Source organism: Fundidesulfovibrio magnetotacticus (assembly GCF_013019105.1).
GTDB lineage: Bacteria > Desulfobacterota > Desulfovibrionia > Desulfovibrionales > Desulfovibrionaceae > Fundidesulfovibrio > Fundidesulfovibrio magnetotacticus.
This window is the reverse complement of record NZ_BLTE01000020.1, coordinates 1-14,465: the sequence shown is the minus strand read 5'-3', so window position 1 is coordinate 14,465 and position 14,465 is coordinate 1. Positions and strand designations below refer to the sequence as shown.

The window sequence follows — 14,465 nt, the reverse complement described above, 5'->3', positions numbered from 1 at the left end:
ATAATGCCCGATAGTAAAGCTCGGCCTGCTCACTCAGGTAATGACACAGGTTCCGGCTGTGCCGGTCATGGCCAATTTCCCGGTACGCCATCACTCAGTAAGGCTGGTTCCATGGAGCGAGGCGCCGGGCTGAAGTCCCCTGACCGTCGAGCCCGCCCTGGTGAAGCGATCGGACCATGGATGAACCGTCGCTGACGGCTCATGATAGAGATAGCTCACCGTGAACCGCGTTTCTCGCTATGGAAGCGCGAAGAGGAACGAACGCACTTGGTTCACTGCATGAAGCCGTGCCTTACGCCGAAGCATGGGTAAAGGTTCGTTCCCTGTGCAGACAGAGGCAAGGACACCGTGCGAAAAAAAGCGGGATGGCAGAGCCATCCCGCTTTGAGGACCATAGGGGTCTGGTCGTTACTTCGCTTCGGCCTCGGCGGCGGGAGCCTGAGCGGCCTCCTCGCGGCGAGTGAGTTCGATGACGGCCATGGGGGCGCAGTCACCTACGCGGGGCAGGCCGAGCTTGTAGACGCGGGTGTAGCCGCCGTTGACGCCCGAGAAGCGAGGGGCGATTTCGTCGAAGAGCTTCTTCACCAGCTGGTGGTTCTCAAGCACCTTGTAGGCGAGGCGGCGGGAGTGCACGTCGTCGCGCAGTCCGAGGGTGACCAGGTTGTCGGCGACCTTGCGCAGGGCCATGGCCTTGGTCTCGGTGGTCTTGATCTGCCCGTAGGTGAGAAGCGACCGGGCCATGTTGCGGAACATGGCTTTGCGATGGGAGGAGGTTCTTCCCAGTTTTTTACCGCTCTTGCTATGCCTCATTGGTCTGCTTCCTCTTGAGCCATTCCTGGTATTTCAGTTCGAAGTTGTCGATGCGCATGCCGAAATCGAGGCCCATTTCTTCAAGAACGCGACGGATTTCCTCGAGGGATTTCTTGCCGAAGTTCTTGGTCTTGAGCATCTCGTTTTCGGACTTCTGCATCAGTTCGCCGACCAGGGAGATGTTGGCGCTCTTCAGGCAGTTGGTGGCGCGCACCGAGAGTTCCAGCTCGTCGATGGACTTGAACAGGTTGGGGTTCAAGTCGTGGTCGTCGCCGCCGCGCGAGCCTTCAGTCTCGGACTCCTTCTCATCGAAGTTGATGAAGACGGAGAGCTGATCCTTGAGGATCTTGGCGGAGTAGGCGATGGCGTCCTCGGGGGTCACGGAGCCGTCGGTCCAGACATCGAGGATGAGTTTGTCGTAGTTGGTCATCTGCCCGACGCGGGCCTGGTCAACGGTATAGGCGACCTTTTTGACGGGGGTGAAGCTGGAGTCGAGCGTGATAAGACCGATCTCCTGGTTCAGGCCCTCGTGCATGTCGGCGGGGACGTACCCCTTGCCCATACGGATCTCGAACTCCATGCGCAGATCGCGCGCTTCCGAAAGCGTGCAGATGTGCTGTTCGGGGTCGAGAACGGTGACGTTCTGGTTGGCGGTGATGTCGCCGGCGGTGACCGCGCCCTGCTTGTTCACCGAGAGGGTGAGGCGCTGGGGCTCGTCCGTGGTCATGGCCAGGCGGATCAGCTTGAGGTTGAGCACGACGTCCGTGACATCCTCGATGACTCCGGGGATGGTGGTGAATTCGTGCTGAATGCCCTCGATGTTCACGCTCACGATGGCCGCGCCCTGCAGCGACGAGAGGAGCACGCGGCGCAGCGCGTTGCCGAGCGTCGTGCCGAAGCCGCGCTCCAGCGGCTCGCAGGTGAAGCGGCCGTAGGTGGACGTGGACTTGGGGTCGCGCGCGAGTTTCTCGGGGCGCACCAACTCGGACCAGTTGCGCGTGTTGATGAGCCTGTCGCCTGTACGGATGAGCATTGTGTCCTCTTACTTGGAGTACAGTTCGACGATGAGCTGCTCGTTTACTGCCAGCTGGATGTCTTCGCGTGTGGGCATGGCGTTGACCTTGCCCTTGAAGGCCGCACCGTCGACTTCCACCCAGGAGGGGCAGCCGCGACGGGCGATGACCTGCTGGGCTTCCTGAATCACGGGAACCTGGCGGTTCTTTTCGCGCACTTCCACCACGTCGCCCACGCGAACCTGGATGGAGGGGATGGAAACGCGGCGTCCGTTGAGCAGGAAGAGGCCATGGCGGACCATCTGACGGGCCTGGTCGCGCGAATTGGCGAAGCCCATGCGATAGATCACGTTGTCCATGCGGCGTTCCAGGTTGATGAGGAGGTTGGCGCCGGTGACGCCCTTCTGGCGGTCGGCCTCGGCGAAGTAGGAACGGAACTGCTCTTCCAGGATGCCGTAGACGCGGCGCGCCTTCTGCTTTTCACGCAGCTGCACGGCGTAATCGCTCATCTTCTTGCGGATGCGGCCGTGCTGGCCGGGGGCGTAGGGGCGGCGCTCATAGGCGCACTTGTCAGTAAAGCAGCGGTCGCCCTTGAGGAAGAGCTTGGCTCCCTCGCGGCGGCACAGGCGGCATTTGGGTCCAGTGTAGCGGGCCACGATGTTCTCCTTGGAAAGCTAGACCCGGCGCCGCTTAGGGGGGCGGCAACCGTTGTGGGGGATGGGGGTCACGTCGCGGATGTAGCTCACCTTGAAGCCCGCGGCGTTGATGGCGCGCATGGCGGCCTCGCGACCGGAGCCGGGACCCTTAACCAGGATGCCCACGGTGCGCATGCCGTTATCCTGAGCCTTGCGAGCGGCCGTTTCGGCGGCGACCTGCGCGGCAAAGGGGGTGGACTTGCGCGATCCCTTGAAACCGGCGCCGCCGGAGGTGGCCCAGCTCACCACGTTGCCGCGCTGGTCGGTGAACGTGATGATGGTGTTGTTGAAGGTCGCCTGGATGTGGGCAACGCCCACAGGGATGTTCTTCTTCTCTTTCTTGCCTTGACGGCGGGGTCTGGCTGCCATGATGATTCCTCTATTGAATGACGCGCCGAGCGGTTATTTCTTCTTTTTGGCCATCACGGCGCGGCGCGGTCCCTTACGGGTGCGGGCGTTGGTGTGCGTGCGCTGTCCGTGGACGGGAAGGCCCTTGCGGTGACGAAGCCCCCGGTAGCAGCCGATGTCCATCAGCCGCTTGATGTTGGCCGTGACCTCGCGCCGGAGATCGCCCTCAACCTTGTGGTTAGCTTCGATCTCTTTACGGATGGTGTTGACTTCTTCGGAAGTCAGGTCGTCGGTCTTCTTGGTCCACTCCACGCCGGTGGCATCCAGGATGTTCAAAGCGGTGGTGTGCCCGATCCCATAGATATAGGTCAGGGCGATGTCCATGCGCTTGTTCCTGGGCAGGTCGACTCCAGCAATACGGGCCACGTTCGATACCTCGCTAGATTCTTAACTTTATCCCTGGCGCTGCTTGTGCCGGGGATTTTCGCAGACCACCCTGAGCACGCCGTGACGGCGGATGATCTTACATTTCGGACAGAGCTTCTTCACCGAAGGCCGCACTTTCATAATCTTTCTCCCCAGAAACGGGTATGGCCTACGCCTCGAGGCGCTGGCTCAGTATTTTCGGTCCGTCGGCCGTAACCACCACGGTGTGCTCGCAATGAGCGGCGAGGCTGCGGTCCTTGGTGACCGCCGTCCACTTGTCCGCGAGGATTTCCACCTCGGGACCCCCCATGGTGACCATCGGCTCGATGGCCAGGGTCATGCCCGGCTTGAGCACGACAGGGTTTGCCCCCTTGGGGACAAAATTAGGAACCTCCGGTTTCTCATGGAGATTCCTGCCGATGCCGTGCCCAACGAACCGTCTTACAACAGAGTACCCCTGGCTTTCAACATGTTTTTGTATGGCCAGGGACACGTCGTAGAGGTTTCCCTCCGCCTGCACCTGGTCAATGCCCAGGCGCAGCGACTCTTCCGTGACCGCGAGGAGTTTCTTAGCCTCCTCACTGATCTCCCCGACGGGTACCGTGCGCGCGGAGTCGCCGTAAAACCCGCTGAGGATCACGCCCATGTCGAAGCTCACGATGTCTCCCTCGCACAGCTCGCGCTGGGACGGAAATCCGTGAACAACCTCCTCGTTCACCGAACAACACAAGGCGAACGGGTAGCCCAGGTAGCCCTTGAAAGCCGGCTTCACGCCGTACTGGTCGCAAAGCCCCAGGGCCATCTCTTCAAAGAGCATCGTTTTGACGCCGGGCCGGACTGCCTTCTCCAGTTCATCCAGGATGGAGGCCACTATGCCCCCCGCCTGGCGCATGACGGAGATTTCAGCGTCGTTCTTGACGTAAATGCCGCGAAACTTCTTCAACCTAGGCCCTGCCCTTGATGCGGCCCTTGGCCAGGAGTCCCTCGTACTGGCGGCTGATCATGTAAGACTCGATCTGCCCCATGAAGTCCATGGCCACGCCGACGACGATGAGCACGCTCGTGCCGCCGAAGTAGAACGGGACGTTGAACTGGGCGATCAGGAACATGGGCAGCACGCACACGGCAGAGATGTACATGGACCCCCACAGGGTGAGGCGCGCCAGGACGCGGTCCAGGTACTCCTTCGTCTTCTGGCCGGGACGGATGCCCGGCACGAAGCCGCCCTGCTTGCGGATGTTCTCGGCGATCTGCTTCGGATCGAAGATGATCGCCGTGTAGAAGTAGCAGAAGAAGACGATCATGCCAATAAACAGGAAGTTGTACACAATGGAGCTCGGGTTGAACCACGAAGCCACCATCTGCACCCAGTCTGCCTGATAGAAGTTGGCGATGGTCGCCGGGAAGAGCAGGATGGACGAGGCGAAGATGGGCGGAATCACGCCTGCCGTGTTGATGCGCAACGGCAGATGCGTGGTCTGGCCGCCGTACATCTTACGGCCCACCATACGCTTTGCGTACTGTATGGGAATGCGGCGCTGGCCGCGTTCCATGAAGACGATGGCCACCAACACGCCCGCCATCACACCGACCAGCAGGATGAGCACCATGAGGCTCATTTCGCCCTGGCCCACCAGCTGGAAGGTGTTGATGAGCGCGCGCGGAAGACCGGCCACGATGCCCGCGAAGATGATCAGCGAGATGCCGTTGCCGATCCCCTTTTCGGTGATCTGCTCACCCAGCCACATGAGGAACACGGTTCCGGCCGTGAGGGTCATCACGGTCATGAACTTGAACCCCAGGCCAGCATGGAGCACGATGGGCGCCCCGGTGGGGCTGGTCATGCTCTCAAGGCCAACGGCGATGCCCAGACCCTGAACCAGGGTGATGAGCACCGTGCCGTAGCGGGTGTATTGGGTGATCTTCTTGCGTCCCTGCGCTCCTTCCTCTTTCTGCAGCCGGTTGAGTTCCGGGCTCACCACGGTGAGCAGCTGCATGACGATGGAGGCGGAGATGTAGGGCATGATGCCCAGGGTGAAGATGGAGAGCTTGTTCAGGCCGCCGCCGGAGAACATGTCGAAAAGCCCGAACAGCGTGTTCTTGGCGCTGTGGAAGAAATCCGCCAGCGCCAGGGTGTCCACGCCGGGAACGGGCACATGGATGCCCACACGGTAGACGGCCAGAAGCAGGAAGGTCCAAAGGATCTTCTTTTTCAGCTCCGGCAGACGAGCCAGATTCTCCACGCCTTGCAGTGCCACGTTAGCCTTCCGTCACGTTTTCCAGGGGCTTGGCGGCGCCGCCGGCCTTGGCGAGCTTCTCCAGGGCAGAGGCGCTGAACTTGTGGGCTTCCACGGTGATGGCCTTGGTGAGGTCCCCGTTGCCGAGGATCTTCACCGGGGCGCCCTTGGGGGCAAGGCCGCGCTCGTAGATGAGGTCGAGTGTAATCTCGGCGGTCTCGGGGAAGGATTCCACGAGGCGATCGAGATTGATGGGGCTGTAGGAAACCTTGAAAGGATTCTTGAAGCCGCGCTTGGGCAGACGGCGGGCCAGAGGCATCTGGCCGCCTTCGAACCAGGGCCTGGAGCTGACTCCAGCACGAGCATTCTGGCCCTTGTTGCCCTTGCCGGCTGTGCAGCCCTGGCCGGTGCCGCGTCCGCGCCCAATGCGCTTGCGGTCCTTGCGCTCCTCGGGGAAGGGAGTGAGTTCGTTAAGCAGCATGTTCTTTCACCTCAACCAGGTGATTGACTTTGTAGATCATACCCCGCACGGCCGGAGTGTCCGGCAGGGTTTTGGCCTGACGGATCTTGCGCAACCCCAAAGCCTCCAAAGTGGCCTTCTGGTTGGGGGTGCACCCGATCTTGCTCTTGAGGAGCGTGATGGTCACTTGCCCGCTCATGGTGCTACTTCCTCGGAGTTTCCACGGTTTTACCGCGCAGTTCGGAAACCTGCTCGGCGCTGCGCAGCGATGCCAGGCCCGCCACGGCGGCCCTGAGCACGTTGTGCGGATTGTTGGTGCCGATGGCCTTGGTAAGGATGTCGTGCACCCCGGCGGCCTCCATGACGGCGCGCACCGGGCCGCCCGCGATGATCCCGGTGCCCTTGGAGGCGGGGATAAGCACCACGCGGCCGGCGCCGAAGCGTCCCATCACCTGGTAAGGCAGCGTGCCGTCCAGGAGGGGGACCTTGATCATGGACTTCTTGGCCTGGTCCGTGGCCTTGCGGATGGCTTCGGGGACTTCGTTGGCCTTGCCCAGGCCGAAGCCCACGGAGCCCTTTCCGTCGCCCACGACGACCAGCGCGCTGAAGCTGAACCGGCGGCCGCCTTTCACGACCTTGGCCACGCGGTTGAGCGAAACGATCTTCTCGATTTGGGTCAGTTCAGACTGTTCCATGGTGGTCCCCGTTAGAATTGCAGCCCGCCCTCACGGGCGCCGTCAGCCAAGGCCTTGATGCAGCCGTGGTAGAGGTAGCCGTTGCGGTCGAAGACCACGCTGGCGATGTCCTTTTCCTTGGCCTTGGCCGCAACGTCGCGGCCCACCTTGACGGCGGTGTCCTTGTTGGGCTTGAGCGACTCGCCGCCCTTGGAGAGCGCGAGCGACGAGGAGGAGACCAGGGTCTGGCCGGTCTCGTCGTCCACGATCTGGCAGTAGACGTGCAGGTTGGAGCGGTAGACCACCAGCCTGGGCCTCTCCGGGCTGCCGGAGATCTTCTTGCGGATGCGCACCTTGCGGCGCATACGCGCGGCTTGCTTGCTGAGCTTCATGTCCAGGCCCCCTACTTCTTGCCGCCGGATTTGCCGGCCTTGCGGCGAATCTGCTCGTTGTCGTACTTGATGCCCTTGCCCTTGAAGGGTTCAGGCGGGCGCACGCGCCGGATCTGCGCGGCGGTTTCGCCCACGAGCTGCTTGTCGATGCCCGAGATCGTGAGCTTGTTGCCCTCGGCCTTGGCTTCGATGCCGGCAGGCAGCGGGAACTCGACGGGATGGGAGAAGCCCACGTTCAGGACAACGGCTTTGCCTGCAACCTGGACCTTGTAACCCACGCCGATGACTTCCAGGGTCTTGGAGAAACCCTTGGTGACGCCTTCGATGCAGTTGGCCAGGAGCGTGCGGCGCAGGCCGTGCTGGGCACGGGCCAGACGCGAGTCGTCTGTGCGGCCCACGCGGACCACGGAACCGTCGATTTCGTAGGTGAGCTTGGGATGAGCGGGCGTTTCCAGGGCCCCTTTGGGCCCCTTCACGTTCAAGGCCTCCCCGGCGACCTTTACCTCGACCCCCTTGGGGATCTCAATTTCTTTCTTGCCTATGCGGGACATGGCTTGAATCCTCTTACCAGACTTCGCAAAGCAGCTCGCCGCCCACGTTGGCGCTCCGGGCGGCCAGGCCGTCCATGATGCCACGGGAGGTGGAGAGAATGCAGATGCCAAGTCCGTTCTGGACGCGCGGGATGTCGTGCGCCCCGACATAGATGCGACGGCCGGGCTTGCTCACGCGTTTGAGGCCTGCGATAAGCGGGCGGCCCTTTGCATACTTGAGCGTGATCACAAGATCACGTCCATCCACGGCGAATTCCTCAATGTAGCCCTGATCCTTCAGAATCCCAGCCATGGACTCCTTCATCTTGGAGTGCGGCATGGCGACCTTCTTGTGCAGCGCGTGGTACGCGTTGCGGATGCGGGCCAGCATGTCGGCGATTGGATCGGTCACGGACATGTTCGGGCCTCCTACCAGCTCGATTTCCTGACGCCGGGAAGTTCTCCGGCCAGGGCCATGTTGCGGAAGCAGATGCGGCAAATGCCATATCTGCGAAGGAACGCCCGGGAACGGCCGCAGATGGGGCAACGATTGTACGCCCGGGCCGAAAATTTGGGCTTGCGCCGGGCCTTAACCATGAGGGCAGTGCGTGCCACGGTCGTATCCTCCTACTTCTTGAAGGGCATGCCGAGCAGGTCGAGGAGGACTTTGCCTTCCTTGTCGCTGACGGCGCTGGTCACGATGGTGATGTTCATGCCCTTCACACGTTCGACCCGGTCGATATTGATCTCGGGGAAAATGGTGTGTTCCTTGATGCCCAGGGTGAAGTTGCCGCGACCATCGAACCCGCGGTCGGGGACACCCCGGAAGTCGCGCACGCGAGGCAGCGCGAAGTTCACCAGCTTGTCGTAGAAGTCCCACATGCGGTCGTGGCGAAGCGTCACCCGGCAGCCCACAGGCTGATTCTCGCGCAGCTTGAAGGCCGCGATGGACTTCTTGGCCCGGGTGACCACGGCCTTCTGCCCGGCGATGGCGGTCAACTCGTTGACGGCCTCGTCGATCAGTTTGGAGTTCTGGGAGGCTTCGCCAAGTCCGATGTTCAGGGAGATGAACTTGAACTTGGGAATCTGCATGGAAGACTTGTACCCGAACTCCTTCTGCAAGGCCGGCACGACCTTTTCGGAGTAGATTTGTTCGAGGCGAGTCATGGTGTGATTCCCTTTAGCTGATGACTTCATTGCACTTCTTGCAGAAGCGGAGTTTCTTGCCGTCCTCGGTGTACTTGTAGCCCACGCGGGTGGGCTTGGCGCACGCGTCGCACATGAGGGCAACGTTGGAGATGGCCAGGGCGGCCTCCTTCTCCTCGATGCCGCCGGCCTGGCCGGCGTAGGGGTTGCCTTTGCGGTGACGCTTCACCAGGTTCACCTTCTCCACCAGGATCCGGTCGCTCTTGGGGAGGATCTTCAAGACCTTTCCGATCTTGCCCTTGTCCTTCCCCGCAATGACCATCACCTTGTCGTCTTTGCGGATACGATACGTTTTCATGGCGTCCTCGGGCTTCCTATCTACAGGACTTCAGGGGCCAGCGACACGATCTTCATGAAATTCTTCAGGCGAAGTTCGCGGGCCACGGGTCCGAAGATACGGGTTCCCACTGGCTCGAGCTGCGCGGAGAGCAGCACGGCAGAGTTGTTGTCGAACTTGATGTAGGTGCCATCCGGGCGACCCACTTCCTTCTTCGTGCGAACAATGACGGCCTTCATCACCTGCCCCTTCTTCACCTTGGAATGGGGCATGGCTTCCTTGACGGAGACCACGATGATGTCGCCCACGGAGGCGTAGCGCCGGCGGGAACCGCCCAGCACCTTGATGCAGGCCACTTTCTTGGCGCCGGAGTTGTCGGCGACGTCGAGTACGGATTCAACCTGGATCATTTCGCCTTCTCCATGATCTTCACCAGATGCCAGCGCTTGCGGGCCGACAGCGGGCGGTGCTCGATGATCTGCACCTTGTCGCCCATGCCGCACTCGTTCATCGGGTCGTGGGCCATGAACTTCTTGCGGCGGCGGATGTACTTCTTCACCAGGGGGTGCTTCACCAGCGTCTCAACGCGCACGACGATGGTCTTGTCGCACTTGTCCGAGACCACGATGCCGGTCAGCACCCGGCGGTTGCTCTTGTGCTCTTCCATGGTTTCCTACCTGCCGCTTTTCTTTTGGGACATCACGGTTTTGATGCGCGCGATGTCGGTCTTCAGTTCGTTCAGGCGGTGCGTTTTTTCCAGCTGAGCGGTGGCGTGCTGGAAGCGCAGCTTGAAGAGCTCTTCCTGGGTCTGCGTAAGCTGCTCGGCAAGCTTGGCCTCGTCGAATTCGCGCAGTTCCTTGGCGGTAACCATGGCTACACCAGTTCCTTGGTCACGATCTTGGTCTTGATGGGCAGCTTGTGCTGGGCGCGCTTGAGGGCCTCGACCATCACTTCCATCTCGACGCCCTTCACCTCGTAGAGCACGCGGCCGGGCTTAACGGGAGCGCACCAACCCACCGGGGAGCCCTTACCGGAACCCATCCGCACTTCAGCGGGCTTGGAGGTCACCGGGAAGTCGGGGAAGATGCGGATCCAAACTTTGCCGCCGCGCTTGATGTGGCGCATGATGGCCACGCGGGCAGCCTCGATCTGCTGGCTGGTCAGCTTTCCGTGCTCCACGGCCTTGATGGCCACGTCGCCGAAAGAGACCTCGGTCCCGCCGGTAGCGGGGCCGTCCAGACGGCCTTTCTGACGCTTGCGGAATTTGGTTCTGTTGGGGGAGAGCATTACTGTTCGACCTCGTTGACGAGAATCTCGCCCTTGAAGATCCACACCTTGACGCCGATGACGCCGTAGGTGGTCTTGGCGGTGGCCAAGCCGTAGTCGATGTCGGCGCGCAGGGTGTGCAGGGGCACGCGGCCGTCGCGGTACCATTCGGAGCGGGCGATCTCGGCGCCGGCCAGGCGGCCAGCGCAGAACACCTTGATGCCCTCGGCGCCGAACTTGCGGGCCAGGCCCACCGTGCGCTTCATGGCGCGGCGGAAGGCCACGCGGCGCTCAAGCTGGAGGGCGATGTTTTCGGCCACCAGCTGGGCGTCGGTTTCGGGACGGCGGATCTCGTTGACCTCGACGGCGAACTCACGGCCGAAGCGCTTCTTGAGATCGGCGCGAACCTTCTCGATCTCGGTGCCCTTGCGGCCGATGACGATACCCGGGCGGGCAGTGTGGATGATCAGCTTGATCTTTCCGCCGGCGCGCTCGATCTCGATCCTGGAAATGCCGGCATGGAACAGCGAGGACTTCACAAACTTGCGGATGCGGTTGTCCTCGTAGACGAAGCCGGGGTATTCCTTCTTGGCGAACCAGCGGGAATTCCAGTTCTTGTTGTAGCCCAGGCGGAAGCCGTACGGGTGGACTTTCTGACCCATGGCCCCTACTCCTTCTCTTCTTCAACAACCACGGTGATGTGGCTGGTGCGCTTGAGGATGCGGTTGGCCCGGCCCATGGAGCGCGGCATGATGCGCTTCCAGGTGGGGCCCTGGTTCACGATGACGTCCTTCACCTTCAGGGTGTCCACGTCGGCGGACATCTGTTCGGCGTTGGACAGGGCCGAGTGCAGCACCTTGCCGATGAGGAAGGCGGCCTTCTTGGGCGTGAACTTGAGGATGTTCATGGCTTCCTCGACGCCCCTGCCCTTGACGGTGGCTGCGACCAGGCGGGCTTTCTGAGGGCTCACCCGGACGAATTTGGCGATGGCTCTGGCTTCCATGTCCGGCTCCCCTACTTCTTGCCCTTGGCGGCTTTCTTGTCCGCGGCGTGGCCGTGGAAGGTGCGGGTGGGGGCGAACTCGCCCAGCTTGTGGCCGACCATGTTCTCGGAAACGAACACCGGGATGAACTTGCGTCCGTTGTGCACGGCGAAGGTCAGCCCGACCATCTCGGGAAGGATGGTGGAGCGGCGCGACCAGGTCTTGATGACCCGGCGATCCTGAGTTTCGTTGGCCTTTTCGACTTTGCCGGTCAGGTGACCGTCGACAAAGGGGCCTTTCTTGAGCGAACGAGGCATGTGCGCGCTCCTACTTCTCGTTGCGGCGTTTCACGATGAGCCGCGACGAGGCCTTCTTGCGATTTCTGGTCTTCTGGCCCTTGGCAGGCTTGCCCCAGGGCGAAACGGGGTGACGACCGCCGGAGCTCTTGCCCTCGCCGCCGCCCAGCGGGTGGTCGACGGGGTTCATGGCCACGCCGCGCACCTTGGGACGCTTGCCCAGCCAGCGGTTGCGGCCGGCCTTGCCGATGGACACGTTCTCATGGGTCACGTTGCCCACCTGGCCCACGGTGGCGATGCAGGCGGCCAGCACGTTGCGCACTTCGCCGGAGGGCAGGCGCAGCAGCGCGTACTTGCCTTCCTTGGCAATGAGCTGGGCGTAGGTGCCGGCGGCGCGGCAGAGCTGGCCGCCGCGGCCGGGGGTCATCTCGATGTTGTGCAGCAGGGTGCCCACGGGCATCTTCTGCATGGCCATGGCGTTGCCGGGCTTGATGTCCGCGCCTTCGCCAGCCAGCAGGGTGTCACCGACATTGATGCCAACCGGCGCGAGAATGTAACGCTTTTCACCGTCTGCATAGTGCAAAAGGGCGATACGGGCGGAACGGTTGGGATCGTACTCGATGGTGGCGACCTTGGCCGGGATGCCCACCTTGTCGCGGCGGAAGTCGATGATGCGGTAACGGGTCTTGTTGCCCGCACCGCGGCGACGCGAGGTGATGCGGCCCTGGTTGTTGCGGCCGGACTTCTTGTTCAGGCCCTCGGTGAGGGACCGCTCCGGCTTGGAAGCGGTGACCTCGGCGAAGTCGGACACGGTCTGGAAGCGGCGTCCGGCCGAGGTGGGTTTGAGCGTGCGCACGGCCATGGCTTAGACTCCCTCGAAGAATTCGATCTTTTCGCCGGAGGCCAGGGTCACGTAGGCCTTCTTGTAGCCCGGCACGTGGCTGACCTTGCGGCCGCCGCGAAGGCGCTTAAGCGGCCGGCGACGCACCACGTTGACCTCGTCGACCTTCACCTTGAAGGCTTCCTCGACGGCCGCCTTGATCTCGATCTTGTTGGCGTCGGGGGCAACGTAGAAGATCACCTGGTTGGAATCTTCCTTGGCCTTGGTCGCCTTTTCGGAGATCAGCGGCTTGATGAGAATGTTCGCGAAGCTCATGGCTCTACCTCAACCTTTCCTGGACGGCCTGCGCCGCGCCTTGCACCATCACCAGCTGAGGGTGCTTGAGCAAATCGTAAACGTTCAGCATGTCCTGCCGAACGACCTTGATGCCGGGAAGATTCCGGGCGGAAAGCTCGATAGTGTTATTCGACTCGGGCAGAACGATCAAGGCCTTTTTCAGCCCGAACGCTCCGGCCACCCCGGCGAAGAGCTTGGTCTTCACTTCGGGCAGGTCGAGCTTGTCCACGAGGATCAGGCTCTCTTCGGCCACCTTGGTGGAGAGCGCCATCTTGAGCGCGAGAGCTTTGATCTTCTTGTTCACCTTGAATTCGTAGCTGCGCGGCTGCGGGCCGTGCACAACGGCGCCGCCCTTCCAGATGGGGGAGCGCTTGGCGCCGGAGCGGGCGCGTCCGGTGCCCTTCTGCCGCCAGGGCTTGGAGCCCGAGCCGGAAACGAAGGAGCGCGTCTTAACCGAGTGGGTGCCTGCGCGCTTGGCGGCCAGCTGGGAGCGGACCACCAGATGCAGCAGTTCGGGCCGCACGGCGACTTCGAACACCTCGGGCGCCAGTTCCAGCTGCCCGACTTCCTTGTTCGTCTGATCGAATACTTTGACGGTGGCCATGCCCTACCCCTGCTTGCGGATCATCACCAGGCCGTTGCGGTGGCCGGGGACCTGGCCTTTGACCAGGATGATGTTGTTCTCGGGCCTGACGTCGTAGATCTCCAGATTGATGGAGGTCACGGTGCGCGCGCCCATATGTCCGGCCATTTTCTTGCCCTTCATGACTTTTCCGGGCTCGGTGTTATGGCCGATGGAGCCACCGGAGCGGTGGGCCTTTTCGGTGCCGTGGGTGGCCTTGAGGCCGCCGAAGCCGTAACGCTTCATGGGACCCTGGAAGCCTTTGCCGATGGAAGTACCGGTGACTTTCACCTTGTCGCCCTGGGCAAAGATGGAGACCGTGATCTCCTGGCCCAGTTCGTAGCCTTCCACGTTGTCGAGGCGGATTTCGCGAAGCTGACGGAAGAAGCCCTTTCCGACCTTGGCCTGATGGCCGCGCTCGGGCTTGTTGAGCTCCTTCTCCTCGCGCTCGTCAAAGGCCAGCTGAAGGGCGGTGTAGCCGTCCGTCTCCTGGGTCCTGATCTGCATCACCGGACAGGGGCCCGCGGCGATGACCGTTACCGGGACCACCGTGCCGTCATCGCTGAAGACGCGGGTCATGCCCAGCTTGCGGCCGATGATGCCAAGGGTTTTCTTGGCCATGATACGTTTCCCCTTTCCTTAAAGCTTGATTTCGACGTCAACGCCAGCGGGCAGCGAGAGCTTGCCCAGGGCATCGACGGTCTGCTGGGTGGGTTCCAGAATGTCCAGCAGACGCTTGTGAACGCGCATCTCGAACTGCTCGCGGGACTTCTTGTCCACGTGCACGGAACGGTTCACGGTGGTCTTGTGGATGTTGGTGGGCAGCGGGATGGGCCCGGCAATGCCCGCGCCGGTGTTGCGCGCGGTATCGACGATCTCGGCCACGGCCTTGTCCAGGATACGGTAGTCGTAGGCCTTGAGCTTGATCCTGATGCGGTCGCTGTTCATTGTCTTTCTACTCCATGATCTCGGTCACGACACCGGCGCCGACGGTACGGCCGCCTTCGCGGATGGCGAAGCGCAGGCCGGTCTCCATGGCGATGGGGGCGATCAG

Annotated in this window: 30 protein-coding genes; all 30 read right to left on the bottom strand. The window is 62.1% G+C overall.

Annotated features, from left to right (window positions below):
* Positions 1-408: 408 nt before the first annotated feature.
* A complete protein-coding gene (gene rplQ, locus NNJEOMEG_RS17705; RefSeq protein ID WP_173086800.1) occupies positions 409-810 on the bottom strand; it encodes a 50S ribosomal protein L17 in 402 nt (133 codons plus the stop codon).
* Positions 800-1,843 (bottom strand): DNA-directed RNA polymerase subunit alpha, encoded by a 1,044-nt coding sequence (locus NNJEOMEG_RS17700; protein WP_173086799.1) that lies wholly within the window; start codon positions 1,841-1,843, stop codon positions 800-802. The genes rplQ and NNJEOMEG_RS17700 overlap by 11 nt, the downstream gene beginning before the upstream one ends.
* 9 nt (positions 1,844-1,852) lie before the next feature.
* On the bottom strand, positions 1,853-2,479 hold the full coding sequence (rpsD, locus tag NNJEOMEG_RS17695) for a 30S ribosomal protein S4 (RefSeq protein WP_173086798.1): 627 nt from the start codon (positions 2,477-2,479) through the stop codon (positions 1,853-1,855).
* Between the two features lie 18 nt (positions 2,480-2,497).
* Complete coding sequence (rpsK, locus tag NNJEOMEG_RS17690) at positions 2,498-2,887, bottom strand: 30S ribosomal protein S11 (RefSeq protein ID WP_173086797.1); 390 nt, start codon at positions 2,885-2,887, stop codon at positions 2,498-2,500.
* A gap of 33 nt (positions 2,888-2,920) precedes the next feature.
* Entirely contained in the window at positions 2,921-3,292 is a 372-nt protein-coding gene (gene rpsM, locus NNJEOMEG_RS17685) for a 30S ribosomal protein S13 (protein ID WP_173086796.1), read from the bottom strand.
* Between the two features lie 27 nt (positions 3,293-3,319).
* Positions 3,320-3,433, bottom strand: coding sequence for a 50S ribosomal protein L36 (gene rpmJ, locus NNJEOMEG_RS17680; RefSeq protein ID WP_084502162.1), 114 nt, complete (start codon positions 3,431-3,433; stop codon positions 3,320-3,322).
* Positions 3,434-3,461: 28 nt separating this feature from the next.
* Positions 3,462-4,235, bottom strand: coding sequence for a type I methionyl aminopeptidase (map, locus tag NNJEOMEG_RS17675; RefSeq protein ID WP_173086795.1), 774 nt, complete (start codon positions 4,233-4,235; stop codon positions 3,462-3,464).
* 1 nt (position 4,236) lies between these two features.
* On the bottom strand, positions 4,237-5,550 hold the full coding sequence (gene secY, locus NNJEOMEG_RS17670) for a preprotein translocase subunit SecY (RefSeq protein ID WP_173086794.1): 1,314 nt from the start codon (positions 5,548-5,550) through the stop codon (positions 4,237-4,239).
* A 1-nt stretch (position 5,551) separates the two neighbouring features.
* Positions 5,552-6,010 (bottom strand): 50S ribosomal protein L15, encoded by a 459-nt coding sequence (gene rplO / locus NNJEOMEG_RS17665; RefSeq protein WP_173086793.1) that lies wholly within the window; start codon positions 6,008-6,010, stop codon positions 5,552-5,554.
* Complete coding sequence (gene rpmD, locus NNJEOMEG_RS17660) at positions 6,000-6,188, bottom strand: 50S ribosomal protein L30 (RefSeq protein WP_173086792.1); 189 nt, start codon at positions 6,186-6,188, stop codon at positions 6,000-6,002. The genes rplO and rpmD overlap by 11 nt, the downstream gene beginning before the upstream one ends.
* A 4-nt stretch (positions 6,189-6,192) precedes the next feature.
* Positions 6,193-6,684, bottom strand: a complete 492-nt coding sequence (rpsE, locus tag NNJEOMEG_RS17655; protein WP_173086791.1) for a 30S ribosomal protein S5 — start codon at positions 6,682-6,684, stop codon at positions 6,193-6,195.
* Between the two features lie 11 nt (positions 6,685-6,695).
* Positions 6,696-7,055, bottom strand: coding sequence for a 50S ribosomal protein L18 (gene rplR, locus NNJEOMEG_RS17650; protein ID WP_173086790.1), 360 nt, complete (start codon positions 7,053-7,055; stop codon positions 6,696-6,698).
* A gap of 11 nt (positions 7,056-7,066) precedes the next feature.
* Positions 7,067-7,606: a 50S ribosomal protein L6 gene (gene rplF / locus NNJEOMEG_RS17645; RefSeq protein ID WP_173086789.1), complete on the bottom strand. Its 540-nt coding sequence runs from the start codon at positions 7,604-7,606 to the stop codon at positions 7,067-7,069.
* Positions 7,607-7,619: 13 nt separating this feature from the next.
* Positions 7,620-8,003 (bottom strand): 30S ribosomal protein S8, encoded by a 384-nt coding sequence (gene rpsH, locus NNJEOMEG_RS17640; RefSeq protein ID WP_173086788.1) that lies wholly within the window; start codon positions 8,001-8,003, stop codon positions 7,620-7,622.
* A gap of 11 nt (positions 8,004-8,014) precedes the next feature.
* The gene (locus NNJEOMEG_RS17635) at positions 8,015-8,200 is read right to left on the bottom strand and encodes a type Z 30S ribosomal protein S14 (RefSeq protein ID WP_173086787.1); all 186 of its coding nucleotides are present in this window, start codon (positions 8,198-8,200) and stop codon (positions 8,015-8,017) included.
* A 12-nt stretch (positions 8,201-8,212) separates the two neighbouring features.
* The gene (gene rplE / locus NNJEOMEG_RS17630; protein ID WP_173086786.1) at positions 8,213-8,752 is read right to left on the bottom strand and encodes a 50S ribosomal protein L5; all 540 of its coding nucleotides are present in this window, start codon (positions 8,750-8,752) and stop codon (positions 8,213-8,215) included.
* Positions 8,753-8,765: 13 nt separating this feature from the next.
* Positions 8,766-9,089: a 50S ribosomal protein L24 gene (gene rplX / locus NNJEOMEG_RS17625; protein WP_173086785.1), complete on the bottom strand. Its 324-nt coding sequence runs from the start codon at positions 9,087-9,089 to the stop codon at positions 8,766-8,768.
* A gap of 20 nt (positions 9,090-9,109) precedes the next feature.
* Entirely contained in the window at positions 9,110-9,478 is a 369-nt protein-coding gene (rplN, locus tag NNJEOMEG_RS17620) for a 50S ribosomal protein L14 (protein ID WP_173086784.1), read from the bottom strand.
* Positions 9,475-9,735 carry a 30S ribosomal protein S17 gene (gene rpsQ, locus NNJEOMEG_RS17615; RefSeq protein ID WP_173086783.1) on the bottom strand — a complete coding sequence of 87 codons (261 nt, stop codon included), beginning with the start codon at positions 9,733-9,735 and terminating at the stop codon, positions 9,475-9,477. The genes rplN and rpsQ overlap by 4 nt, the downstream gene beginning before the upstream one ends.
* A 6-nt stretch (positions 9,736-9,741) precedes the next feature.
* Entirely contained in the window at positions 9,742-9,939 is a 198-nt protein-coding gene (rpmC, locus tag NNJEOMEG_RS17610; protein WP_173086782.1) for a 50S ribosomal protein L29, read from the bottom strand.
* 2 nt (positions 9,940-9,941) lie between these two features.
* The gene (gene rplP, locus NNJEOMEG_RS17605) at positions 9,942-10,355 is read right to left on the bottom strand and encodes a 50S ribosomal protein L16 (RefSeq protein WP_173086781.1); all 414 of its coding nucleotides are present in this window, start codon (positions 10,353-10,355) and stop codon (positions 9,942-9,944) included.
* Positions 10,355-10,996, bottom strand: coding sequence for a 30S ribosomal protein S3 (gene rpsC / locus NNJEOMEG_RS17600; protein WP_173086780.1), 642 nt, complete (start codon positions 10,994-10,996; stop codon positions 10,355-10,357). The genes rplP and rpsC overlap by 1 nt, the downstream gene beginning before the upstream one ends.
* A gap of 5 nt (positions 10,997-11,001) precedes the next feature.
* A complete protein-coding gene (rplV, locus tag NNJEOMEG_RS17595; RefSeq protein ID WP_173086779.1) occupies positions 11,002-11,337 on the bottom strand; it encodes a 50S ribosomal protein L22 in 336 nt (111 codons plus the stop codon).
* Positions 11,338-11,348: 11 nt separating this feature from the next.
* Positions 11,349-11,633 carry a 30S ribosomal protein S19 gene (gene rpsS, locus NNJEOMEG_RS17590; protein WP_173086778.1) on the bottom strand — a complete coding sequence of 95 codons (285 nt, stop codon included), beginning with the start codon at positions 11,631-11,633 and terminating at the stop codon, positions 11,349-11,351.
* Between the two features lie 10 nt (positions 11,634-11,643).
* Positions 11,644-12,474 carry a 50S ribosomal protein L2 gene (rplB, locus tag NNJEOMEG_RS17585; protein WP_173086777.1) on the bottom strand — a complete coding sequence of 277 codons (831 nt, stop codon included), beginning with the start codon at positions 12,472-12,474 and terminating at the stop codon, positions 11,644-11,646.
* 3 nt (positions 12,475-12,477) lie between these two features.
* Complete coding sequence (rplW, locus tag NNJEOMEG_RS17580) at positions 12,478-12,768, bottom strand: 50S ribosomal protein L23 (RefSeq protein WP_173086776.1); 291 nt, start codon at positions 12,766-12,768, stop codon at positions 12,478-12,480.
* A 4-nt stretch (positions 12,769-12,772) separates the two neighbouring features.
* Positions 12,773-13,393 carry a 50S ribosomal protein L4 gene (gene rplD, locus NNJEOMEG_RS17575; RefSeq protein ID WP_173086775.1) on the bottom strand — a complete coding sequence of 207 codons (621 nt, stop codon included), beginning with the start codon at positions 13,391-13,393 and terminating at the stop codon, positions 12,773-12,775.
* A gap of 3 nt (positions 13,394-13,396) precedes the next feature.
* The gene (rplC, locus tag NNJEOMEG_RS17570; protein ID WP_173086774.1) at positions 13,397-14,032 is read right to left on the bottom strand and encodes a 50S ribosomal protein L3; all 636 of its coding nucleotides are present in this window, start codon (positions 14,030-14,032) and stop codon (positions 13,397-13,399) included.
* Between the two features lie 18 nt (positions 14,033-14,050).
* The gene (gene rpsJ, locus NNJEOMEG_RS17565) at positions 14,051-14,359 is read right to left on the bottom strand and encodes a 30S ribosomal protein S10 (RefSeq protein ID WP_173086773.1); all 309 of its coding nucleotides are present in this window, start codon (positions 14,357-14,359) and stop codon (positions 14,051-14,053) included.
* Positions 14,360-14,366: 7 nt separating this feature from the next.
* Positions 14,367-14,465, bottom strand: a 99-nt coding sequence (locus NNJEOMEG_RS17560; RefSeq protein WP_173086772.1) for an EF-Tu C-terminal domain-related protein, incomplete at its 5' end; no start/stop codon positions are given.